The organism is Arthrobacter paludis (assembly GCF_056782315.1).
Map to the genome: position 1 here is coordinate 49,951 of NZ_JBXAEW010000005.1, position 21,616 is coordinate 71,566.

Below are 21,616 nucleotides of genomic sequence, written 5' to 3' on the forward strand. Positions count from 1 at the left end.
GGCGCCGGTGGGGCGGCGAGGCGGCCGCCGTGGGCCGCGCGGCCGGATGGCTCGGGGTCGGATGGTTTGGGTCGGATGGCTCGGGTCGGATGGCGCGGCGTCGCCCTAGCCGATGGCCCAGGTCGCGGCCCCGACGACGGCGGTGACGGTTGCCAGCAGCACGGCCAGTCGCGGCAGGACCCACCGTGCGGTCCCGCGCTCCCCCGGCGCATCGACCGCCGCGGTGGGCGGGCTGGCACCCGTGCCACCCGGAAGGGTCCGGACCGGGGCCGGCGTCGCCACGGCCAGCTCGTACGCCAGGAGCAGGCGCGACGGGGCCGCCATGGTCGCCATCGAGGCCGTGACGTTGGACGCGGCGACGATCTGCAGCACGGAGGTCCCGAGGAGCTCCGCGGCCTGGGCGTGGGTGGCGACCAGCATCGCGTTCGCTGCCGTGTTGGAGCCGGCGACGAACCCCGCCAGCGCGTTCAGCGCGGGCCCCAGGGCCAGATAGGCCGGGCCGAGGGCCGCCGCCGCGGAACCGAGCGCCGCGCCCATGCCCGTCGCCGCGATGACGACGCCGAGGACGGTGAAGCAGAAGGCGACCTGTCCCACCGGCCACCAGCTCCGGGCTGCCGCGCCGGCCCGCGCCCACCACGTGCGGCCGCCGTCGCGGGTCCCCGGCCCGAACTGGGCCGCGGCGCACGCCACGAACAGCCACAGGGCCGGGCTCGAGGCGGCCCGCCCGGCCGCCATCCCCTCCACGGGCAGGGCCGCCCAGCGGGAGGCCAGCAGGCCCACCGCCAGGACCGCGTACGGGACGAGGGCCCGGGCGACGCCGCGGCCGGCGGGGGCCAGCGTGCCGCGCCAGCGGTAGAAGGCCAGGTGCGAGCCGATGCAGGCCAGCGCGCCGACCATGCCGGCCGGCGGCGTGCCGAGGAGCGCGTTGGAGGCCAGGATGCCCGCCCAGAGCAGGAGCGCGGACAGGCCCATCGCCACGGCGGGCCGGCCGGGTTGGCCGGGTTGGCCGTCCTCGCCGCGGAGGGCCAGCGCGGCGGCGACGGCGGCGCCGGCCATGACGGGCAGGCTCAGCGCGGCCGAGCGCAGCCCCACGTCCAGCAGGCCCAGACCGGCCAGGTCGGCGGCCACCAGTGTGCCGGGGCCCAGGGCGCCCCACGGGACGGCCACGAGGCCGAGCAGGCTCAGCAGGACGGACCGCCGCACCGAGTGGCCGAGCTGCCGCAGCAGCGGAACGCCCACCGTGACCCCGATCCCGAAGCCCGTCACGGCCTCCGCGAAGGGCACGACCCCGAACACGACCACGGCCGTGCCCGCCGGGACGCCGGGCGCGCTGCGGCGCAGCCAGCCGGAGATGGTCTCCGACGCGCCGGTGTCGGTGGTGATCCGGCTGAGGAGGACCCCGCCGAAGAGGATGAGCAGCACCTCGAGGACGGTGGGTCCGAAGGCGGAGGCCGCGCCGAGGAGGACGCCGGCCGGCGTCGGAAAGAAGAGGGCGGCGGCCCCGATGCCCACCGCCAGCGACCACGCCGCGACGCGGGTCGCGGGGACACCGGCGAAGAACAGGACGCAGGCCAGAACGACGGGCAGCGCCGCGGCCGCAGCCTGCATGGTCCCTCCCCCGAATGCACGGCCGGGCTGCCCGGTCGCGCCCGGCGGGACGACTGCCCCACCGGGCAGACTACCAAGGGGGCGCGGGCGCTACCGGCCCAGCGCCTCCTGGCCCGCGAGTTCGGGGAAGTGCCGGCGCAGCTGTTCCTGGCTCAGGCACCGTTGGAGCAGGACCTCCGCATGGTCCTCGTCGGAGACGAACGCCACCAGGTCCCCGCGGCCGCCGGCCGCGAGCTCCGCGCGGAGCCGGATGACGACGTCGACCAGCATGCCGTAGTAGCGGCGGATCGTCGGCTCCCAGCCGTCCGCGTGGGCGACGCGGGTCAGGGCCTCGCTCCAGAGCTCGGCCGCGGACTCGTCGAAGAGGTCCATGGAGCACCAGTGCCATTCGGAGGCGTCCCAGCGGGTGGAGTAGAAGCCGTCCTCGCTGGGCTCGACGTCCAGTTCCAGGTCCAGGTCCACATCGTCGTCGTCGACGTCCGCGGACGGGGCCTCCTCGTCGTCCAGGTCCTCGGCGTCCGCGCCGTCGTGCTCGGCCGGGTCATTGGCGAAGTCCTCGATCTCCTCGATCGGCCCGCGGTCCTCCATCGGTTCGCCGTCGTCCGCGTCGTCCTCCAGGGGCGGAGCGGCCAGTTGGGAGTCGCGCAGGTCCTTGGCGAGCGCCTGCTCGGAGTTCAGGGCCAGGACGGGGAGCTCGATCCGCTCGGTGGGCTCCGTCGACACTCCGTCCAGTGCGAGTCCGTAGAACTCCTGGTCCGGATGGTGGTCCATGACTTCCTGGGCCTGGCGGAGCGCGGACTTGAAGATCGCTTCCTCCAGTGCCGTCCAATCAACTCCCATGGCCAGACTCTACCGCTGACGCCGCCGCACTTAAAGGGGGTCCGTCGGCGGGGCGTTGCCCCACGCACGCGAAGGGCCGCGCGATCCGGTGGGATCGCGCGGCCCTGGCGGCGCGGCGGGCGGCGGCAGGCTGCCCGCGGTTCGCGGTCGTTCGTGGCGGCCGTCAGCCGCCGAGCAGCCCCGACAGGGTTTCGACCAGCTGGTAGACGCCGAGGGACACGAACAGCAGTGCGGTGACCGCCAGCGCGCCGTTGGTGTGCCAGCGGTTGCGCCACGCGACCGGGACGCCGTACTTCGGCGCGTTGAGCAGCGGCAGCAGCGTGATGGCGAGGAACGGCATGAACAGCGCCCCGAGGGCCCCGTACAGCAGGACCAGGAAGACCGGCCGGTCCAGGAAAAGCAGCAGCATTGGGGGGAAGGTCAGCCACACGAGGTAGAAGCGGAAGTACTTGCCGTTCAGCCGGGCGTCGGGGTGGTTGGAGTCCTTGCCCCGCATGTTGGCCCAGAAGTCGGCGAACATCATCGACACGCCGTTCCAGACGCCCAGGATCGAGGAGAACGCCGCGGCGAAGAAGCCCCACAGGAAGAACGTGCCGATGACGTCGCCGTAGCGTTCGTCGAGGACGCCGCTGAGGTCCAGCAGGCCCTGGTCGCCGCCGGAGACGGCGACGCCGGCGGCGGAGACGACCTCGACGCCGACGATCATCATCGAGATAACGAACACGCCGGTCAGGACGTACGCCATGGAGTTGTCGATGCGCATGACGCGCATCCACCCGGGGGTGATCCACCCCTTCTCGCGCAGCCAGTAGCCGTAGGCGGCCAGCGTGATCGTGCCGCCGACGCCGCCGGCGAGCGCGAGGGTGTAGAAGATGCCGCCCTCCGGGATCGTCGGGACCAGGCCCGCGAGCATGGCGGGCACGTTGGGCACCGCGATGGCGGCCAGCCCGACGATGGTCACGAACATCAGCCCGACGAGGACGGCGGTGATCTTCTCGAAGACGGCGTAGCGGTTGAACCACACGAGCACGAAGCCGGCGAGGCCCGTCGCGACGGCGAACACCCACAGCGGGACGGCGGGGAAGAGGGCCGCGAGCGGCAGGGCGGTCGAGGACATCGCCGAGGCCCCGTACACGAAGCCCCAAATGATGATGTAGGGCCCGAAGTACCAGATGGGCCACCGTCCCAGCGAGCGCCAGCCCTCGAAGATCGTGTTGCCCGTGGCCAGCGAGTAGCGCCCGGCGCCCTCGACGAGCACGATCTTCAGCAGGACGCCGATGATCAGGGCCCACAGCAGGCCGTAGCCGAAGTTCGACCCCGCGGCCAGGGTCGAGACCATGTCCGCCGCCCCCACGCCGGTTGCGGCGACGACGAGGCCCGGGCCGATCACCTTCCACTTGTGTTTCCTGGCGTCCGTCTCGGAACGCGCTCTGACATCGTCGATGGGCATGGTGGTCCTTCCCTCGGGCGCGCCCCGGAGGGGCCGCGCTGGTGCGGTGCGTGATCGGTGGGCAATGCTACAGGCGGCCGGTGCGCGGGCCACAGGCCGCCGGTCCCCCGCCGCCCAAAATTCCCCGCCCGTTTCCGCGTCACGATCCCGGTTCCCGCCGGTCCCACTGTTCGGGCGGCCCGCCGGACCCCCCGGAATCACGCCGGCGGGCCGCCCCCTTGCCGTTGGCCGCCGCGCTCCGGCCTCCACCGGGCCCTCATACTGGTGGGGTACGCCGGCGGTCCCGCCGCCCGGCCCGCCCCGTCCCCGGCGTGAGAAGGAACACCATGACCGCAGCCCGCACGCTGCCCTCCGGCGAGTCGATCGTCCAGACCCTGCCCTGGCGCTGGGGCGTCCAGGGGCGCATCTTCCTCATCGGCGGGCTCGGCTTCATGTTCGATGCCTGGGACGTGACGCTCAACGGCGTCCTCATCCCGCTCGTCTCCGCCGAATGGGGCCTGGAGCGGGCGGAGGCCGCGTGGATCGGCACCGCGAACCTCATCGGGATGGCCGTCGGGGCCTTCGCCTGGGGCACGATCGCCGACCGGGTCGGCCGCAAGGCGGCGTTCACGTGGACCCTGCTCGTGTTCTCCATTTTCACCGTGGCGGGGGCTCTGGCGCCCGACTTCGGCTGGTTCCTGGCATTCCGGTTCCTGGCCGGCGTCGGGCTCGGCGGATGCGTTCCGGTGGACTACGCGCTGGTCGGGGAGTTCACGCCCGCCAAGGCGCGAGGGCGCGTGCTCACGGCCATGGACGGATGGTGGCCGGTCGGCGTCACGCTCGCGTTCTTCGTCTCCGGCGCCATCCAGGCCTCCACCGGCAACTGGCGCCTCATCCTGCTGACCATGGTCCTGCCGGCGCTGCTCGTGTTCTGGATCCGCCGTGGCGTTCCGGAGTCCCCGCTGTTCCTGGCGCGCCGGGGCCGGAAGCGGGAGGCGCGGGCCGTGATCGACCGGCTGGTGGCGGCCACCGGGGCCCGGTCGCGCCCCTACGCCCTGCCGGAGCCGGGCGAGATCCCGGGCTTCGCGGCGGGCTCCGGGTGGGCGTCGCTGCGCGGGGTCTGGGTCTTCGACTGGCGGATCACGGGCGCCGCCTGGTCGCTGTTCCTGACGGTCCTGCTGGTCTACTACCTGGCCCTGACGTGGATGCCGACGCTGCTGGCCGAGGCCGGGATGGGCGCCTCCGCCGCGTTCTTCGGCACGGCCGGGATGGCCGCCGCCGGCCTCGGGGGCGTGGCGGTGGCCGCCCTCCTGGTCGAGCGGGTCGGCCGGAAGTGGCTCCTGGGCGTCTCGGGCCCGCTGTCCGCCCTGGTGCTGGTCGCGGTCGCGCTGGCGCTGCCCACCCCGGGCGTCGCGGTGGCCTGGCTGTTGGTCTTCGGGTTCGTCGTCCAGGTCGCGATCCCCGTGCTCTACGCGTATGCGTCGGAGCTCTACCCCACGCACCTGCGCGGCGCCGGGTTCGGCTGGGCCTCGACCTTCAGCCGCGTCGGCGCGGGGCTGGGGCCGCTGGCCTTCGCCGTCGTCTGGCCCGTCATCGGCCTCGCCACCACGTTCGCGGCGGCGGGGGCGCTCGTACTGCTCGCGGTCGTGTGGATGGCCGTGTTCGCCCCGGAAACCCGCGGCACCGTCATGCACTGAGGCCCGCCGCCGTCCGGCGGGGGCCGAACCGTCGGCGCTGCTGCCTAGACTGGCCTCCCCGGCGGGCGCCCCGATCGGCGTCCGCCCCGTCGAAGCGGAGGGTCCACGATGTACGAGTCCACACCGCACTACACCGAGCAGGTCGCCACCGGCCGCCACATCGTGGTCTTCAGCGACTCCGACGACACGCCGGTCCGGCTGTTGGGCGCCTGCGGCATCGAGGGTGTCGCGGACACCCGGGACGCTTCCCGGCCCCTGTCCGGGGCCACGTACTTCCACGAGCTGGGCATGGCGGTCGTGGACGCCGGCGAGGAGCGGCTCGCGGAACTCCTGGGCCGGGCGCGGGCCGAGGGCCGGCCCGTGAGCGTGGCCCCCGAGCTGTGGCACCGGGTGCTGCGGCCGGCGGCCGGGGACGACGGCGGCGTCCCGGACGCGGGCTCCCCCACCGGACCGGGGCGGGGCGCCGGCCCCGCGGCGGAGGCGCTGCCCGGCTCCTTCGCGGACACCACCGAATACACCTGGGGCCTGCAGGCCACCCTGGCCGCCGGCTCCGGCTACACGGGCCGCGGCATCCGCGTCGCCGTCCTGGACACGGGATTCGACGCGGCCCACCCCGATTTCGCCGGACGGACCGTCGTCGCCGAGTCGTTCGTCGAGGGCGAGGACGCCGCGGACGGCCACGGCCACGGCACGCACTGCATCGGCACCGCGTGCGGCCCCCGGACGCTCGAGGGCGGCCGCGGGTACGGGATCGCCAGCGCCGCGGAAATCCACGCGGGCAAGGTCCTCGGCACGGACGGCTCGGGCTCCGACGCCTCGATCCTGGCCGGCATCGACTGGGCCCTGGCCAACGGCTGCGCCGTCGTGTCGATGTCGCTGGGCGCGGACGTCGCCCAACAGCACCCGCCGTACGTCGCCGCCGGCCGGCGGGCCCTGGACAAGGGCACGCTGATCGTCGCGGCCGCGGGCAACAACGCGCGCCGGGCCGACGGCGATCCGGGCTTCGTCGGCACCCCGGCAAACAGCCCCTACATCATGGCGGTCGCGGCGCTGGACCGGAACCTCGCCCTCGCCGACTTCTCGGCCCGCACGCTCGCGGTGCGCGGCGGGCAGGTCGACACCTCCGGGCCCGGCGTGGACGTCTACTCCGCCTGGCCCATGCCCGAGCGGTACAACACGATCAGCGGCACCAGCATGGCGACCCCGCACGTCGCCGGCGTCGCCGCCCTCATCGCCGAAGCGACCGGGCTGCGCGGCCGGGCCCTGTGGGCCGAGATCGTCCAGGAGGCCCGCCGGCTGGACCTTCCCTCCGTCGACGTCGCCTCCGGGCTGGCCCAGGTCCCGCCGCCGGAGGACCCCGGCGCGCCGGCGGCGGCGCTCGCCCGCGGCACCGCGTCCTGGGTGCGCCTGTAGGGCCCCGGCCGGCCTCCCGGCCCGGTTAGCGCTGCCGCGGGTCCCGTCCCGCGGCAAGGTCCGCGAGCACGGCCAGCAGCAGCTCGCGCTCCTGGACCTTGATCCGCTCGTGGAGGGTCGCCTCGGTGTCGTCGGGCAGGACCTCGACGGCGCGCTGGGCCAGGATGGGCCCGGTGTCGACGCCGGCGTCGGCGATGTGCACCGTGCACCCCGTGACCTTGACCCCGTAGGCCAGCGCGTCGCGCACGCCGTGGGCGCCCGGGAAGGCCGGCAGCAGGGCCGGGTGGGTGTTGAGGTAGGTCCCGTCGAAGGCGGCGATGAAGCCGTCGTCGACGATGCGCATGAATCCGCTCGAGAGGACGTAGTCGGGACGGTAGGACTGGCAGACGCGCGTGAGCTCGCGGTTCCACTCGGACCGGTCTGCAAAGTCGCGGAAGTTGACGACGAACGTCTCGATTCCGGCGGCCGCCGCGCGCTCGACGCCGCCCGTGCCCGGCTTGTCCGCGCCGACGGCCGCGATCTCGAGGTCGAGGGTTCCTGCCGCGGTGGCGTCGATGACCGCCTGGAGGTTGGAGCCGCTGCCGGAAACGAGGACCACGATGCGCATGGGCTCCAGCTTATGCGGTCCGCGGAGCCGGTTAGGCTGTCACCATGCCCGCAACCCCCTCGCGCCGCCCCGACCCCGCCTTGGACCGGATCGGCCCGTGGGTCAGGTGGGCGATCGGGCTGATGCTCGTGGCCTACCTGCTGTCCTCCCTCGAACTGCCCTGGAAACTCGCTGCGGTCGCCTTCGGCGCGGCCGGGACCGTCGTGGGTGCCGTGGCCTCGGTGCGGGCGTTCCGGACGCGCGTGCCCGTCGCGCTGCGCGTCACGGTGCCCTTGGCGGCCGCCGCCTGCCTCCTGTTCACGGTCTCGGCCGGCGTCCAGAGCCTGTTCTACGGCCCGACGAGCGAATACGAGCAGTGCATGGACCTCGCGCTGACCCAGCGCTCCCAGGCCGCCTGCCTCAGCGACTACGAGGACAAGCTGCGCCGACTGGAAGGAATCATCGGAACATGAGCGACGGACTCCCCCACGGCTGGACGCGCGAGTCCAAGGACTGGACCTGGACGGTCGCCGCCCGTTGCCCGGAGTGCGGCACGGACCCCTCCGCCATGACGCCGCAGGACGTCGCCGCGGCGGTGCGGGACTGCCTCCCGCGCTGGCACGGCGTCCTCGCCGGAGAGGGACTGGACCGCCGGCCGGCACCGGGAACCTGGAGCGCCCTCGAGTACGCGGCCCACGTCCGGGACGTCTTCCGCGTGATGCACTACCGCCTGGACCTGATGCTCACGCGGGAGGACCCCGCCTTCCCCGACTGGGACCAGGACGGGACGTCCTTCGAGGACGGCTACAACGGGCAGGACCCGCGGACGGTCGCGACGCAGCTCTCGGCGGCCGGCCGCGGGCTCGCCGACGCATTCGACTCCGTCTTGGGACGCGATCTGGGACGGACGGGGCACCGCGGCGACGGCGCCGGGTTCACCGTCGAGACGCTGGCCCGCTACACGTGGCACGACGTCGCCCACCACCTGCACGACGTCGGCGCGTAGGTTACGCGCCCAGGACCGGGTCGCGCTCCACGGCCGGCGCGCACAGGTAGCCGATCGCCGTGCCGACCGCGACCTCGGCCGCGACCAGCAGGGCGGTCCACCACAGGTCCGGGCCCAGCTGCGTCAGTCGCCCGATCCCGACGGACCCGCCGGCGATCCAGCCCGCGAGGGCGGAGGCCAGCCCGGCGACCGCGCCCACCGCGAGGCCGAGCAGCAGCGTCGAGACGGACAGCGACAGCCAGCGGCGGCCGATCTTGAGGCTCATCCAGTCGTCCAGGTGGTTCTCGCCCTCCCGGAGGAACCACCATCCGGCCACGAGCCCGGCGGCGACGGGCAGGAACATGAACGCCCACGCGCCGGTCAGCGGTCCGGTGGGCAGCGCGGCGAGCACGGGCACGGCCGGGAGCGGGCCCACGGTCGTCTCGAACACGCTCAGTGTGCTCCCGGCGCCGAGGGAGAAGCCCCCGCCGCTGGCCCACGCCAACGCCCACACGGCCAGGTTGGGCAGCAGGCCGAGCTGCCCCAGGGTCAGGGCCGCGCCGCCGACGGGCCCGGCGCGCAGCTCCTGGTAGACGTTGGAGATCTCGACCCAGTGCAGGCCCAGGTCGACGGCCAGCAGGACGCAGGCCAGGGCGAAGGCCGCGACGTAGCCCACCAGCCCGGCGCGGACGGCGGCCCACACGTAGGACCCGGCCCACCGGGAGTGCTGGCTCGCGCTCGCCACCCAGGCCGCGGCATCCACTCCGATCAGGCGCGTCCACGAGCCCGCCTCGCGGCGGGCGCCCGCGACGACGCCGGCCCCGGCCACGAGCAGGGGCACGAGGGCCGCCGCCGCGTACGGGATCCGGACTTCCTCCGTGGTGGCAATGAACGCGGTCGCGAGGCCAAAGCAGGCGTACGTCGCCAGGGCCCCGGCCAGTCCCTGCCAGAGCTGGTCGGTGTAGGAGGCCCGGGCGATGCGGCGCCCCGCCCGCCACGACAGCAGGAACGGGACCAGGGCCAGGCCGAGCGGCAGGAGGGCGAGCGTTCCGCTGAGCGTGCGCGGCGAGTCCGGCCCGGCCGGGACGGTCAGCTCCAACGGCACGCCGTGAAGGGCCAGCCACACCTGCCCGGCCAGCTGGAACACGGACTCGAGCCCGCGCTCGGCGAAGCCGCCCGCGAACCAGACGGCGACCAGCGGGACGATGACGAGGGCGGCGGACAGGAACGCGGCCTGGAGGAACTCGAGGCCGCCCTGGAGCCACAGCGGCAGCGGCAGGCCCTCGCTGAACGCCTCGCGCATGCGGTCGCGCCACGCCTGGTCCCCTCGCGGCCCTCCGGCGGCGCGGCCGGAGGCACTGGTCTTGCGCTCGTTGTTCATCGTCGTCCATCGTGCCACCCGCGGGGGCCGGGCGAGGCGAGCGACGCGGCGGGGGGGGCTACGCCCAGAGCCCGGCCAGCCCTTTGCCGAGGGCCGCCAGCGCGCCGGCGAACGCGACGAGCAGCACGAAGGCGCGGGCCTGGTCGTCGCGGATCCGGCGCTGGAGGCGCTCGCCCCCGAGGATGCCCAGGACGATCGACCCCGCGATGAGCAGCCACACCCACCAGGGGTAGGCCGGCGCCTGGGCCGGGTCGACGGCGAGCTTCGTGCCGACGGCGACGAGGCCGACCACGACGAAGAAGGGCTGCACCGTGGCCGCGAACGTGCGTTGCGGCCACCGCGACAACACGGCGTAGGCGCTCACCGCCGGCCCGCCGACGCCCGCCATCGCGTTGGTCAGTCCGGCGAGCGTCCCGGCGGCGACCCGGGCCGCCGGTCCGTCCACGACCACGCTGGCCCGGTGGAGCACCACGGAGAGCACGAGCGCGGCCAGGACCACCAGACCGACGGCGGCCGAGAGCACGTCGGAGGGCAGGACGGCGGTGGCCAGCGCGCCGGGGACGGAGCCGACGACGCTGGCGGCGGTCAACCAGCGGAACGTGGCCCAGTCGATGTCCCGCCAGACCCGCGGCGCGATCAGCACGGAGGACACGATGCCGCACAGGTTCACCAGCAGGACGCCCTCGGCCGGGCCGAGCAGCAGCACCAGCGGCGGGGACGCGAGCATCGCGAAACCGAGCCCCGCCACCCGCTGCGCCACGGCGCCCACGAGGACCAGGCCCAGCACCAGCCCCACCGTCCACATCTCCACCCGCCCACCCTAGTCGCCGCCGCCCACCCGGGATTCACCGAGGCACCCACCGCAGTTCACCGCGGCCTCACCCGCGGCCGCGAGACTGGGCTCGTGAAGGTCGCCGTAGTCACCGAATCGTTCCTGCCGCACATGAACGGGGTCACGCACTCCGTCCTGCAGCTGCTCGCCCACCTGCGCCGCACGGGCCACGACGCCGTGGTCCTCGCCCCGGCCTCGTCCTGGGCGGGTCCCGGCCGCGAGGGGCAGAACGCCCCGGCGACGGCCGAGGGCTTCGAGGTCGTGCGCCTGCCGTCGCTGCCGCTCAACGGATACCCGAACGTGCGCGTCGCCGCCGGCGGGGTCGCCCGGGTCCGGCGCCTGCTGGAGCGGCACCGGCCCGACGTCGTCCACGTGGCCAGCCCGTTCGTCCTCGGCTGGCGGGCCATCCAGGCGGCCACGCAGATCGGGCTGCCCACGGTCTCGGTGTTCCAGACGGAGATCCCCGCCTACGCGTCCCGCTACGGCGCCCCGTGGCTCGAGCAGCTGCTGTGGAACCACGTGCGGACCATGCACGCGTCCTCGACGGTCAACCTCGTCCCAAGCACGCACTCGATGGAGCAGTTGCGGGCGCTGGGCGTTCCGCGGGTGCGCATGTGGCGCCGCGGGGTCGACACGGAGCGGTTCCACCCGTCCCGGCGCTCGGAGGCGCTGCGTGCCCGGCTGGCGCCGAACGGGGAGCGCCTCATCGGCTACGTCGGCCGGCTGGCGGCGGAGAAGCAGGTCGCGGACCTGGCGGAGCTCGCGGACCTGCCCGGCACGCGGCTCGTCGTCGTCGGCTCCGGCCCGCTGAAGGAGCAGTTGCGCGCGTCCCTGCCCGATGCGCACTTCGCCGGCTTCCTCGGCGGGACGGAGCTCGCGGAGACGGTCGCGAGCCTGGACCTGTTCGTCCATCCGGGCGAGTCGGAGACGTTCTGCCAGACGATCCAGGAGGCGATGGCCTCCGGCGTGCCGGTCGTGGCCGTCGGGCGGGGCGGACCGCTGGACCTGGTGGACAGCTCCCACACCGGGTGGATCTACCGCCCGGGCGACTTGGCGGACCTGCGCGCGCGGGTCGCGGACTTGGTGTACGACGACGCGAAGCGCACCGCCTTCGGCGCCGCGGCCCTGGTCTCGGTCCAGGGCCGGACCTGGCCGGCCCTGTGCGACGAGCTGCTCGTCCACTACCGCCGCGCGTCGGCCGTGATGGCGCGCCGGCTCTACGCGGAGGCCCGGGACTTCATCGGCTACTAGACCCGGCGGGGCGCCGCAGCGAAGCGACCGCCGGCCCGCGTCCCGCGGTGTCCGGCGGCCGGCGCCCCGCCGAAGCGCCCCCGGCCAGGCCCCCGGGGCCCGGCCCGGGGCCGGTCCCCGGGGAACCGTCAGTACGAGGCGCGGGCCTCGCCGTCGTCCCCGATGAACGTCGCGGCCAGCCGCTCGGACCCCCGGGCCACGAGCGCGACGTCGGCGCCCACGTTGACGAAGTCCGCGCCGGCGTCCAGGTAGCGCCGCGCCTGTGCCTCGACGAACGCGTTGACGCCCACGAACTTGCCCGCGGCCTTGACGGCCTCGATGGTGCGCAGGACGCCGTCGACGACGTCCGGGTGCTCCTGCTGACCGAGCAGCCCCATCGACGCCGCGAGGTCGGACGGGCCGACGAACACGCCGTCGACGCCGTCGACGGCCGCGATCGCGGCGGCGTTGGACACGGCCTCGCCGGACTCGACCTGCACGACGAGCGTCACGAGGTCCCCGGCCCGGTTCAGGTAGTCGGGGACCCGGTTCCAGCGGGCCGAGCGCGCCAGCGCGGAGCCGACCCCGCGGATGCCGCGCGGCGGGTAGTGCATGGCGCGCACGGCGGCCTCGGCCTGCGCGGCCGTGTGCACCATGGGCACCACCAGCGACTGGGCGCCGAGGTCCAGGAACTGCTTGATGAGGACCGCATCGTTGTCGGGGACGCGGACGACGGCGACGCTCGGGTACCCGGCGACCGCGCGCAGCTGGGCGGCGACGGACTCGAGGTTCATGGCCCCGTGCTCCGCGTCGATCAGCAGGTAGTCGAGCCCGGCCCCGGCGCAGATCTCCGCGACGCCGGCGTCGCCCGAGCACACGAACATGCCGGCGACCGGGCGCTCGGCCGGGAACAGGTCCTTGAAGGAGCGCTGGGCGTCTAGACGAAGCGGCATGTCACCGTCCCCAGCGGCCCGTAGTCGGCGAAGACGGTGTCGCCCTCGTAGACCCACATGGGCCGGGTGAAGGAGCCGGCCAGGATGGTCTCGCCCGCGTTGAGCTTGTCGCCGTGCGGGGCGATCTTGTTGGCCAGCCAGTAGACGCCGGCCGCCGGGTGGTTCAGGACGCCGGCCGCGACGCCGGTCTCCTCGACGGTCTGGTTCTTGTACAGCACGGCGGAGATCCAGCGCAGGTCCACGGCGTCCGGGCGAACCGGGTTCCCGCCGACGACCATGGCGCCCATCGCGGCGTTGTCGGAGATGGTGTCCACGATGGTGCGGCCCTCCATCTCGATCCGGGAATCCAGGATCTCCAGGGCCGGCACCACGTAGTCGGTGGCCCGCAGCACGTCGAAGATGTTCGCGTTGGGCCCCTCGACGTCCTCCTTGAGCACGAACGCGAGCTCGACCTCGATGCGCGGGTGCGTGTACTGGTCCCACTTCACGGTGCAGCCGTTCTCCAGCACCATGTCGTCGAAGATGATCCCGTAGTCGGGCTCCGTGATGCCCGTGGCGGCCTGCATCGCCTTGGACGTGAGGCCGATCTTGCGCCCGGCCAGGACGCGGCCGTTGGCCTCGCTGCGCTGGCGCCACAGGTTCTGGACCTTGTAGGAGTCCTCGACCGTCATCTCGGGGAAGCGCGCGGTCAGGCGCTTGACGGGCGTACGGGTGCGCCCGGCCTCGACGAGTTCGTCGGCGATCTGGGTGATGGTCTCGTCGCTGAGCATGCCGGAATGGGCCTCCACACTTGGTTCGGTCGATGGGACGCGCCGCGGCCGCAGCCTCGGCGCACTGGGGCCATCGTAGCGATGCCCGCGGCCGGTTCCGAGGTGCCGGGCCCTGCGTGACGCGGGGGCCGCCGTCGTCCTCCCGGCCGGCGGCTGCCGCGCCGTGGCGCTACTCGCGCTGCGGCGGCAGCTGTTCGGGGCGCACCAGGAGCGGCAGCACCACGAGGAGGAACACGATCACGACGGTGACGCCCACGCCGATCCAGGCCATGGGGTGCACGCCGTAGACGACGTCGATGATGAACACCACGCAGGCGCTCACCATGAGCCCCACCCCGACGATCGCGATGCGCACGATCCGGTGCCCGTGGGACACGGTCGCCGCCTTGACGTGGCGCCCGAACAGGCGCCGGTGGATGGCCACCGGGGTCGTGATCAGGCCGGTGAGGAGGACGGAGAGGGCGAGCAGCACCACGTAGTAGGCCTTCTGCCGCACGTCCAGGTCGCCGAACCCCGACTGGAACGGCAGCGTCATCAGGAACGCCGTGATGATCTGCACCCCGGTCTGCATGACCCGCATCTCCTGCAGGAGCTCGTTCCAGTTCCGGTCGAGCTTCTCCTCGTAGGTCTCCTGGCGCCCCACGGACTCGTTGGCGACCTGCTCATTGCCTTCCATGCGAACAAGGTAGTCCCCGCGGGGTCCGCCGACCACCGCCGGCGGCGGCGTTCCGCCTCGTCTGGACCGGCATCCCGGCCGTGGGTAACGTGACGGCCACTGGCCGGCCACCACGAGCGGCCGGCCCCGATGTGAGGAGGTTTCCCTATGGCCGCCAAGAACACCGCAAAGAACGACACCGACTTCACGGTCCCCGGGCTGAGCCTCGAGAACGGGCACGAGGTCGCCAACGTCCTCCAGACGCGGCTCCACGCCCTGAACGATCTCGCCCTGACGCTCAAGCACGCGCACTGGAACGTCGTCGGGCGCGATTTCATCGGCGTCCACGAGATGCTCGACCCGCAGATCGAGAAGGTCCGCGGCATGATCGACGTCCTGGCCGAGCGCATGGCCACGATGGGCGTCTACCCCAATGGCCTTCCCGGCGCGCTGGTCGAGGCCCGCGACTGGGACGACTACTCGATCGGCCGCGCCGGGACCACCGAGCACCTCGCCGCGCTCGACGTCGTCTACAGCGGCGTGGTCGAGGCGCACCGCGAGGCCATCGAGAAGGCCGGCAAGATCGACCCGATCACGGAGGACATCCTGATCGGGCAGACGGCGGAGCTCGAGCTCTTCCAGTGGTTCATGCGCTCCCACCTGGAGAACACGTCCGGGGAGCTCGCCACCGCGGGCGAGAAGACGGAGAAGGGCGCCGCCTCGAAGGCGACGAAGTAGCCTCCGCCCCGGGCTTCCGGGGCGGGACCGGATCCCGGCGGCCCGAGCGGGGCCGCCACCGACGGAAGGAGTGGACCATGGGTCTCGACGACAAGTTCGGGAACAAGGCCGAGGAGCTCAAGGGACGGGCCAAGGAGGGGGTCGGCGACGCCACCGACAACCCGGACCTCGAGGCCGAGGGCCAGGGCGACCAGTTGTCGGCGAACGCCAAGCAGGCGGGCGAACACGTCAAGGACGCGGCCAAGGACGTCAAGCGCGGCTTCGACCGGTAGCGGACGCGGCGGGCGGCCCGGACCGAACGGTCCGGGGCGCCCCCCCCTTCCCCCCCTTCTCTTCCGGGACCCTGGGGTCCGCGGCTTAGACCGGGAGGGGACGTGGAGGGTGCCCGGAACAGAAGGGTCGGGCCCGCCCGCCTGCCGCCCTCCGGCTAGCGCGACGCCTGGATGTCCGCCAGCAGCTGCTCGAAGGGCGCGGAGGCCATGTCCGGCGTGCCGGCGGGACGGGCGCCGCGCGGAGCGGGGGCGGCTCCGACGCCGGCGGCGGCGCCCCCGTCCGCTCCGCCCGCCGGCCGGCCGGCGGGCACGCCGGCGTCGCCCGCGTCCGCCTCGCCTCCCGGTGCGGCGGCGACGCCGCCCCGAGCGGCGGCGACGGCCAGCGCGAGTTCGCGCCCGGCCCGTTCCTGCCGCTCCGACAGGACCGTCCCACTCCCCCAGTCGTCCGGTCCCGCGAAGACCGAGGTCGGGACCATGGCGGTGCGCAGGTACGTGAAGATGGGGCGCATGGCGTACTCGATCGCCAGGCTGTGGCGTGCGCTTCCTCCGGTCGCCCCGAGCAGGACGGGCTTGCCGTCGAGGGCCCGGGGGTCCAAGGCGTCCACGAACGACTTGAAGAGGCCCGAGACGGAGGCCGTGTACACCGGGCTGACGGCGACGAGCGCGTCGGCGGCGACGACCGCGTCGATGGCCTCCTGCAGGCGCGGCGGCGCGTAGCCGGTCAGCAGCGCGTTCGTCACATCCGTCGCGTAGTCCCGGAGCTCCAGGACCCGCACGGTGGCGTCGATGCCGAACCGTCCCAGCTCCCGCACGGCCGCCTCGCCCAACTGGCCGGCCAACAGGCCGCTGCTGGACGGGGTCCCGAGCCCCCCGGAAACCACCGCGATCGTTGCACCCATGATTCACCCTCTCGCCGGAATATGCGTTCGCATCTAAAACACGCTCCGGGCGGATTCCATTCCCGGCTTCCGGGCCGGCACGCACCGGCGGTCGCCGGAAACGCTTCCACGGAATGTGGCAACTGCCCTCCCACCCCATAGGCTGAACCCACTAGGACTCGAGAAGGGAGCCCCCGTGAAGGTTGTCATCAAGATCCTCACCACCGTCGCGTCGATCGCCTCCGGCCTACTGGGCGCGCGGCTGGTCCGCGTCGTCTGGGAGAAGGTCACGGGCGAGACGGCGCCGCCGTCGACGAAGCCCAAGGAGCAGGCGAAGCAGCCCCTCGGCCAGGCCCTCGCCGTGGGCGTGCTCAGCGCCGTCGTCGGCACGGTCTCCGGCGCCCTGATCAAGCGCAGCTCCACCCGGGCGCTGCGCCACGTGGACGCGAAGAACGAACTCAAGAAGGCGGCCAAGGCCAGCAGCAAGGCGGCCAAGCGCGCCGCCAAGAAGGCCCGCTAGGGGCATCCGGCGGGGTTGAGCCCCGGAGGGCGCCCGGCCCGGCAGCCCGGTAGGGGCGGGTCAGGTGCCGAGGCGGCCGGAGCGTCTACTCGGGTTCTACTCGGGCGTCCGGCCGCCGCGCCCCGGGGTGCCCTCTTCGGTGACCCTGCGGTAGATGCCGTAGGCGATGAAGCCGATGCCGGCGAAGATCGCGAAGAACAGCGAACCCGCCGCCCCGTCCCCGCCGAGGCCCATGGCGCTGAAGAGCGAGCTGATCACCAGCAGGGCGATGCCCACCATGGCGATGCCCGATCCGTGGTGGCGCGCCTCGAATCCGTGGTGGTGGCTGAATCCTGCCGGGGTGGCGTATCGGTGTCCCATTTCCCGCTCCTTTGCGGTTCAGGACCGGCGGCTGAATCTGCGGTCGGTATCCGTTAACGGTCCCACCCCCGGCTCCCATTTACAAGGAATCGGCGCCTCTGCAGGATGACACGCATGGACACCGCCCTCCTCGTCATCGACATGCAGAACGGCTATTTCGAGAACCCCACGCTGGAGTCCCAGCGCGAGGGCCTGGTGGCGCGGTGCAACGACCTCGTCGCCATCGCCCGCCGGGCGGGCGCCCCCGTCTACGCGGTCGCCACGGAGCACGACCGGGACGGCTCGACGTGGACGGTCACCATGCGCGACGACGGCCAGGGCTACATGTTCTCGGACACGGACCAGGTGCGCTTCCTGCCCGGCCTGCACACCGACGGGGCGCACAAGGTGATCAAGATCCGCGACAGCGCCTTCCACGGCACGGAGCTCGCCCAGCGCCTGCGCATCCACGGCGTCTCGCGGCTCCTGCTCGCCGGAGTCTCCGCCCAGGACTGCATCGCCCGCACCGGCGCGGACGGTTTCGCCCACGACTTCCGGGTCGGCTACGCGCTGCAGGCGATCGGCTCCACGGACGCCGAGCAGGGCGAGGCCGCGCTGCAGCTGCTCCACGAACAGCACCGGCAGCCACTCCTGGACGCGGACGGCGTCCGGGAGTGGCTGCGGTAGGTCCGGCCGGGCCGGTTACGGCGAGGGCTTGCCGCCGTTGACGTTCAGGGTCTCGCCGAGCACGTAGCTCGACTCCGCGGAGGCCAGGAACACGTACGCCGGCGCCAGCTCCACCGGCTGCCCGGCGCGCCCGAGCGGCACGTTGTGCCCGAACTTGGGCAGTTTCTCCTTCGGCTGCCCGTCGGACACCTGCAGCGGCGTCCAGACCGGGCCCGGGGCCACCGCGTTGACGCGGATCCCGCGCGGCCCGAGCTGCTCGGCCAGCCCCTTGGTGAACGCGTTGATGGCGGCCTTCGTCGAGGCGTAGTCGAGCAGCGTCGGCGACGGCTCGTAGGCCTGGATCGAGGTCGTGTTGATGATGCTGGCCCCCTCCGGCAGGTGGGCCAGCGCCTCCCGGGTGATGGTGAACATCGCCTTGATGTTGACGTCGAACGTCTGGTCCACCTGCTCGTCGGTGAGGTCCTCGAGCTTCTCGATGGCGATCTGCTTGCCGGCGTTGTTCACGAGGATGTCGAGCCCGCCCAGGGCGTCCGCGGCCTCGTGCGCGAGCCGCCGCCGGTAGTCCCGGTCGGTCAGGTCCCCGGGCAGACCGACGCCGATCCGTCCGGCGTCCTGGATGTGGCCGATGACCTTGCGCGCGTCCTCCGCCTCGCCGGGAAGGTACGCGATCGCGACGTCGGCCCCCTCGCGCGCGAAGGCGATGGCGACGGCGGCGCCGATGCCCGAATCCCCGCCCGTCACCAGCGCCCGCCGGCCTTTGAGCCGCCCGGTGCCCACGTACGAGTCCTCGCCGTGGTCCGCCTTCGGCTCCAGCTTCGCGTCCAGGCCCGGCTCGGGCTGGTCCTGCTCCGGCGGCGAGATCTTCGGGTGCCGGGTGACGGGGTTGTCGAGTGACAGCTGGGCGGCGTCGCGCTCGGGCGACGTGGGGTTGCGCTCGTCCATCGTCGTAGTCTCCTTCGGTGGGGGAAGGTGTGCGTCCACGGGCCACGGTGGCACCGCGCCGGGTGGGTGGCAAGGGCCCCGGAAACGGGCGCGGGGACGCGGCCGGCGGCGGGTTCTGGCGGCGCCGGGCGCGCGGTGGCGCCGCGCGCTGGGACGCGGCCGACGGCGGCCCCGCCGTCGTGCCAGTCCTACCCCCAGGCGACGTCCTCGGGGTCCTTGTCGGGCCGCCAGCCGCGCCACACGGGGTGCCGGAGCCGGCCGCTTCCGGTGACTTCCGAGTAGCGGACCTCACCGACGAGCCGGGGCGTGACCCAGACGGCGTCGCGCGCGTCGGCCGCCGGAACGGTCCCCGTCGGCGGGGTCTTCCGCTCGAGCCGCTGCAGGCGCGCGGTGGCGTCCCGCAGGTCCGAGTCGCTGAAGCCCGTGCCGACCCGTCCCGCATACACCAGCTCCCCGTCCTCGGGAACGGCCACCAGCAGCGAACCGACTCCCCCGGACCGCGAGCCCATGCCGGGGCGCCAGCCGATGACGACGACCTCCTGGTGGAGCTCGTTCTTGATCTTGACCCAGTTCCCGGAGCGGCGGCCCGGCTGGTAGGTGGAGTCGGCGCGCTTGGCGATGATGCCCTCGAGGCCGAGGTCGAGGCTGGACTCGATCGCCTCGTCCAGCGAACCGGAGTGGGCCGGGGGAACGTGGACGTGCTCGCCGTCGCGGACGGCATCGCGCAGGGCCTCCCGCCGCTCCGTGTAGGGGGTGCGCATCAGGGCGCGCACGCCGCCGTCGCGGTCCGGCAGGCGCAGCGCGTCGAAGAGCATCAGGTAGACGGGGACTTTCCCGGCCGCCGAGCGGATCTCGGCGGGCTTGGTGAGCTTCATGCGCGTCTGCAGGAGGCCGAAGTCGGGCCGGTGGCGGGCGCCCAGCGCGACGATCTCCCCATCCAGGACGGCGCCGTCGAGCGGGCCGCCGGCGCCCAGGCCGGCCAGCTCCTGCAGCTCGGGGTAGACGGCCGTCATGTCCCTCCCGTTCCGGCTGGTCAATTGCACCTTCCCCCCGGCGACGGAGGCGATGGCCCGGATCCCGTCCCACTTCATCTCGAACGCCCACTCGTCCCCGGCGGAGAGGCTCCCGGTGTCGCCGGCCGTCGCCAGCATGGGCGCCGGCGGCTCCTCCGCCTCCTCGGTCCACCGGGACGTGCCCTGCGGGACGGGGCGCGCCTTCGCCTTGGTGCGGCGGGCGGCCCGTTCCCGGGGGGCCGCCGGCTGGTCCTTCATCAGGTGGATGAGCCAGTTCTCGTCCCCGCCCATCCCGGGCGCGTTGATGAGGGCGTACCGGCGCGGAACCCCGCCGAGGCCCCCGTCGTCCCGGCCGCAGAGCACCGCGATGACCTCCTTGCCCTCGCGCCACTTCTCGATCTCGATCGTCCCCGCATCCCAGATCGACACCTCGCCCGCCCCGTACTCCCCCTGGGGGATCGCGCCCTCGAACGATCCGTACTCGAGCGGGTGGTCCTCCGTCTGCACGGCGAGCCGGTTCTCCCCCGAGTCCAGCGGCGGCCCCTTCGGCACGGCCCACGAGACGAGCACGCCCGAATGCTCCAGCCGGAAGTCGTAGTGGAGGCGCCGCGCGTGGTGCTCCTGGATCACGAACGTGGGCTCCTCGCCCTCCCGCGGCCGGGGCGGCCCCTGCGGCACGGGCTCGCTGGTCTTGTCCGGGTCGCGCATGCTCCGGTACTTCGCGAGCCGGTCCGCGGGGTCGGCGCTTCCCTGTCCGGCGCCTCCCTGGCGTCCATCCTTCGTGGCGCCGCGCCCGGCGGCCGACGACGGCTGCTCCGCGGCGCCCCGCCCCGCGGCCGGCCCCCTCCCCGCGGTCTCGGACGTGCCGCGCCAGCCCTGCTCCGAGATCGGATCCTGTCCGGCCTCGACCCGCTCGAGGACCTCGAGGTAGTCGAGGTGCTCCAGATCCGGGGAATCCAACTCCCGCCAGGTCCGCGGGGCCGCCACCGTGGGCCGGTGGCGGCCGCGCAGCGAATAGGGGCAGACCGTGGTCTTGTTGCCGTTGTTCTGGCTCCAGTCCACGAGCACCTTGCCGGTGCGCAGGCTCTTCTTCATGTCGGAGACGACCAGGTCCGCGTGGTCGGCCTCGAGGGCGCGCGCCATCTCGTGGGCCACGTCGGACACCTGCTCCGTGGTGTAGGAGCCGTCAAGGGCGGCGTAGAGGTGGATGCCCTTCGAACCGGACGTCACGGGGACCGCCGTCAGCCCCATCTCATCCAGCAGCTCGCGGCACAGGCGCGCGACCTCGGCGCACTCGGGCAGGCCGGCGCCCGGCCCCGGGTCGAGGTCGAGCACCATCCGGTCCGGGTTGCGGGGCTCCCCGTCCGGGGAGAAGCGCCACTGCGGCACGTGGACCTCGAGGGCGGCGACCTGGCCGAACCACGCCAGGACGCCCGGGTGGTTGGCCAGCGGGTACGTGTTCGTATGGTCCTTGTGCCGGATCGACGCCCGCGGGACCCAGTCCGGGGCGGAGTCCTCGAGGTCCTTGCGGAAGAACACCTTGCCCGGCTTGTCCTCCGTCCCGACGCCGTCGACCCAGCGCTTGCGCGTCACGGGCCGCCACGCGGCCTGGGGCACCAGCACGTGCGCCACGCGGGCGAAGTAGTCCAGGACGTCGGCCTTCGTGGTGCCCGTTTCCGGGTACAGGACCTTGTCGAGGCTGCTGACGCTCAGCCGGTGTCCCGCGACCTCCACCGTCTGCCGCTTGCCCTGGGCCATCTCCCGTCCTTCCGTCGCACGTCCGCCGGCCGGGGCGCCGCCGTCGTGCCTCCCACCGTGCCCCCGATCGACCCGGCGCGCCACCCTTTT

Annotated in this window: 22 protein-coding genes; 9 read left to right on the top strand and 13 right to left on the bottom strand. The window is 73.5% G+C overall.

All coding sequences use genetic code 11. From position 1 onward, the window contains the following. Nucleotides 1–105: 105 nt before the first annotated feature. From AC1Q5D_RS05575 to AC1Q5D_RS05585, 3 genes are all read right to left on the bottom strand, one after another. Complete coding sequence (locus AC1Q5D_RS05575) at nucleotides 106–1,608, bottom strand: L-lactate permease (protein ID WP_481737581.1); 1,503 nt, start codon at nucleotides 1,606–1,608, stop codon at nucleotides 106–108. A 90-nt stretch (nucleotides 1,609–1,698) separates the two neighbouring features. Continuing rightward, a complete protein-coding gene (locus tag AC1Q5D_RS05580) occupies nucleotides 1,699–2,448 on the bottom strand; it encodes a hypothetical protein (RefSeq protein ID WP_481737582.1) in 750 nt (249 codons plus the stop codon). Between the two features lie 163 nt (nucleotides 2,449–2,611). Then, complete coding sequence (locus AC1Q5D_RS05585) at nucleotides 2,612–3,898, bottom strand: Nramp family divalent metal transporter (protein ID WP_481737583.1); 1,287 nt, start codon at nucleotides 3,896–3,898, stop codon at nucleotides 2,612–2,614. 326 nt (nucleotides 3,899–4,224) lie between these two features. Between AC1Q5D_RS05585 and AC1Q5D_RS05590 the strand changes: the two genes are divergently transcribed. Then, on the top strand, nucleotides 4,225–5,574 hold the full coding sequence (locus AC1Q5D_RS05590) for an MFS transporter (RefSeq protein WP_481737584.1): 1,350 nt from the start codon (nucleotides 4,225–4,227) through the stop codon (nucleotides 5,572–5,574). 108 nt (nucleotides 5,575–5,682) lie between these two features. Beyond that, nucleotides 5,683–6,987: a S8 family serine peptidase gene (locus tag AC1Q5D_RS05595; RefSeq protein ID WP_481737585.1), complete on the top strand. Its 1,305-nt coding sequence runs from the start codon at nucleotides 5,683–5,685 to the stop codon at nucleotides 6,985–6,987. A gap of 25 nt (nucleotides 6,988–7,012) precedes the next feature. Here the strand turns inward: AC1Q5D_RS05595 and purN are convergent, their stop codons facing one another. After that, a complete protein-coding gene (gene purN / locus AC1Q5D_RS05600; protein WP_481737586.1) occupies nucleotides 7,013–7,594 on the bottom strand; it encodes a phosphoribosylglycinamide formyltransferase in 582 nt (193 codons plus the stop codon). 44 nt (nucleotides 7,595–7,638) lie between these two features. Between purN and AC1Q5D_RS05605 the strand changes: the two genes are divergently transcribed. Both AC1Q5D_RS05605 and AC1Q5D_RS05610 read left to right on the top strand, forming a co-directional pair. After that, entirely contained in the window at nucleotides 7,639–8,046 is a 408-nt protein-coding gene (locus AC1Q5D_RS05605; RefSeq protein WP_481737587.1) for a hypothetical protein, read from the top strand. Continuing rightward, nucleotides 8,043–8,579 carry a DinB family protein gene (locus tag AC1Q5D_RS05610; protein WP_481737588.1) on the top strand — a complete coding sequence of 179 codons (537 nt, stop codon included), beginning with the start codon at nucleotides 8,043–8,045 and terminating at the stop codon, nucleotides 8,577–8,579. The genes AC1Q5D_RS05605 and AC1Q5D_RS05610 overlap by 4 nt, the downstream gene beginning before the upstream one ends. Nucleotide 8,580: 1 nt before the next feature. Here AC1Q5D_RS05610 and AC1Q5D_RS05615 read toward each other — a convergent pair whose 3' ends face one another. Together AC1Q5D_RS05615 and AC1Q5D_RS05620 are read right to left on the bottom strand one after the other, a co-directional pair. Beyond that, nucleotides 8,581–9,861 carry a cell division protein PerM gene (locus AC1Q5D_RS05615; protein ID WP_481737719.1) on the bottom strand — a complete coding sequence of 427 codons (1,281 nt, stop codon included), beginning with the start codon at nucleotides 9,859–9,861 and terminating at the stop codon, nucleotides 8,581–8,583. 136 nt (nucleotides 9,862–9,997) lie between these two features. Next, nucleotides 9,998–10,744, bottom strand: coding sequence for a sulfite exporter TauE/SafE family protein (locus AC1Q5D_RS05620; RefSeq protein ID WP_481737720.1), 747 nt, complete (start codon nucleotides 10,742–10,744; stop codon nucleotides 9,998–10,000). A gap of 99 nt (nucleotides 10,745–10,843) precedes the next feature. Between AC1Q5D_RS05620 and AC1Q5D_RS05625 the strand changes: the two genes are divergently transcribed. After that, nucleotides 10,844–12,022: a glycosyltransferase family 4 protein gene (locus AC1Q5D_RS05625; RefSeq protein WP_481737589.1), complete on the top strand. Its 1,179-nt coding sequence runs from the start codon at nucleotides 10,844–10,846 to the stop codon at nucleotides 12,020–12,022. Nucleotides 12,023–12,150: 128 nt separating this feature from the next. Here AC1Q5D_RS05625 and AC1Q5D_RS05630 read toward each other — a convergent pair whose 3' ends face one another. The 3 genes from AC1Q5D_RS05630 to AC1Q5D_RS05640 form a co-directional block, all read right to left on the bottom strand. Next, nucleotides 12,151–12,954, bottom strand: a complete 804-nt coding sequence (locus tag AC1Q5D_RS05630) for an aldolase/citrate lyase family protein (protein ID WP_481737590.1) — start codon at nucleotides 12,952–12,954, stop codon at nucleotides 12,151–12,153. Further along, nucleotides 12,939–13,724 (bottom strand): 2-oxo-hept-4-ene-1,7-dioate hydratase, encoded by a 786-nt coding sequence (gene hpaH, locus AC1Q5D_RS05635; protein WP_481737591.1) that lies wholly within the window; start codon nucleotides 13,722–13,724, stop codon nucleotides 12,939–12,941. The genes AC1Q5D_RS05630 and hpaH overlap by 16 nt, the downstream gene beginning before the upstream one ends. 169 nt (nucleotides 13,725–13,893) lie before the next feature. Further along, a complete protein-coding gene (locus AC1Q5D_RS05640; RefSeq protein ID WP_481737592.1) occupies nucleotides 13,894–14,400 on the bottom strand; it encodes a DUF6328 family protein in 507 nt (168 codons plus the stop codon). A 147-nt stretch (nucleotides 14,401–14,547) separates the two neighbouring features. On the opposite strand from AC1Q5D_RS05640, the gene AC1Q5D_RS05645 reads away from it, so the two are divergent. Together AC1Q5D_RS05645 and AC1Q5D_RS05650 are read left to right on the top strand one after the other, a co-directional pair. Further along, nucleotides 14,548–15,117: a Dps family protein gene (locus tag AC1Q5D_RS05645; RefSeq protein WP_481737593.1), complete on the top strand. Its 570-nt coding sequence runs from the start codon at nucleotides 14,548–14,550 to the stop codon at nucleotides 15,115–15,117. Nucleotides 15,118–15,194: 77 nt separating this feature from the next. Continuing rightward, nucleotides 15,195–15,389 carry a CsbD family protein gene (locus AC1Q5D_RS05650; protein ID WP_481737594.1) on the top strand — a complete coding sequence of 65 codons (195 nt, stop codon included), beginning with the start codon at nucleotides 15,195–15,197 and terminating at the stop codon, nucleotides 15,387–15,389. Between the two features lie 155 nt (nucleotides 15,390–15,544). Here the strand turns inward: AC1Q5D_RS05650 and AC1Q5D_RS05655 are convergent, their stop codons facing one another. Beyond that, entirely contained in the window at nucleotides 15,545–16,288 is a 744-nt protein-coding gene (locus tag AC1Q5D_RS05655) for a CE1759 family FMN reductase (RefSeq protein ID WP_481737595.1), read from the bottom strand. Nucleotides 16,289–16,463: 175 nt separating this feature from the next. Here AC1Q5D_RS05655 and AC1Q5D_RS05660 point away from each other — a divergent pair, with 175 nt between their 5' ends. Next, entirely contained in the window at nucleotides 16,464–16,787 is a 324-nt protein-coding gene (locus AC1Q5D_RS05660) for a DUF4235 domain-containing protein (protein ID WP_481737596.1), read from the top strand. A gap of 96 nt (nucleotides 16,788–16,883) precedes the next feature. On the opposite strand, the gene AC1Q5D_RS05665 is transcribed toward AC1Q5D_RS05660, so the two are convergent. Then, nucleotides 16,884–17,147, bottom strand: a complete 264-nt coding sequence (locus tag AC1Q5D_RS05665) for a hypothetical protein (protein WP_481737597.1) — start codon at nucleotides 17,145–17,147, stop codon at nucleotides 16,884–16,886. A 114-nt stretch (nucleotides 17,148–17,261) separates the two neighbouring features. On the opposite strand from AC1Q5D_RS05665, the gene AC1Q5D_RS05670 reads away from it, so the two are divergent. Next, a complete protein-coding gene (locus AC1Q5D_RS05670) occupies nucleotides 17,262–17,813 on the top strand; it encodes a cysteine hydrolase family protein (protein WP_481737598.1) in 552 nt (183 codons plus the stop codon). 15 nt (nucleotides 17,814–17,828) lie between these two features. Here AC1Q5D_RS05670 and AC1Q5D_RS05675 read toward each other — a convergent pair whose 3' ends face one another. Together AC1Q5D_RS05675 and AC1Q5D_RS05680 are read right to left on the bottom strand one after the other, a co-directional pair. Continuing rightward, a complete protein-coding gene (locus AC1Q5D_RS05675) occupies nucleotides 17,829–18,755 on the bottom strand; it encodes an SDR family oxidoreductase (RefSeq protein WP_481737599.1) in 927 nt (308 codons plus the stop codon). Between the two features lie 188 nt (nucleotides 18,756–18,943). Further along, nucleotides 18,944–21,526: an ATP-dependent DNA ligase gene (locus AC1Q5D_RS05680; RefSeq protein ID WP_481737600.1), complete on the bottom strand. Its 2,583-nt coding sequence runs from the start codon at nucleotides 21,524–21,526 to the stop codon at nucleotides 18,944–18,946. Nucleotides 21,527–21,616: the final 90 nt, after the last annotated feature.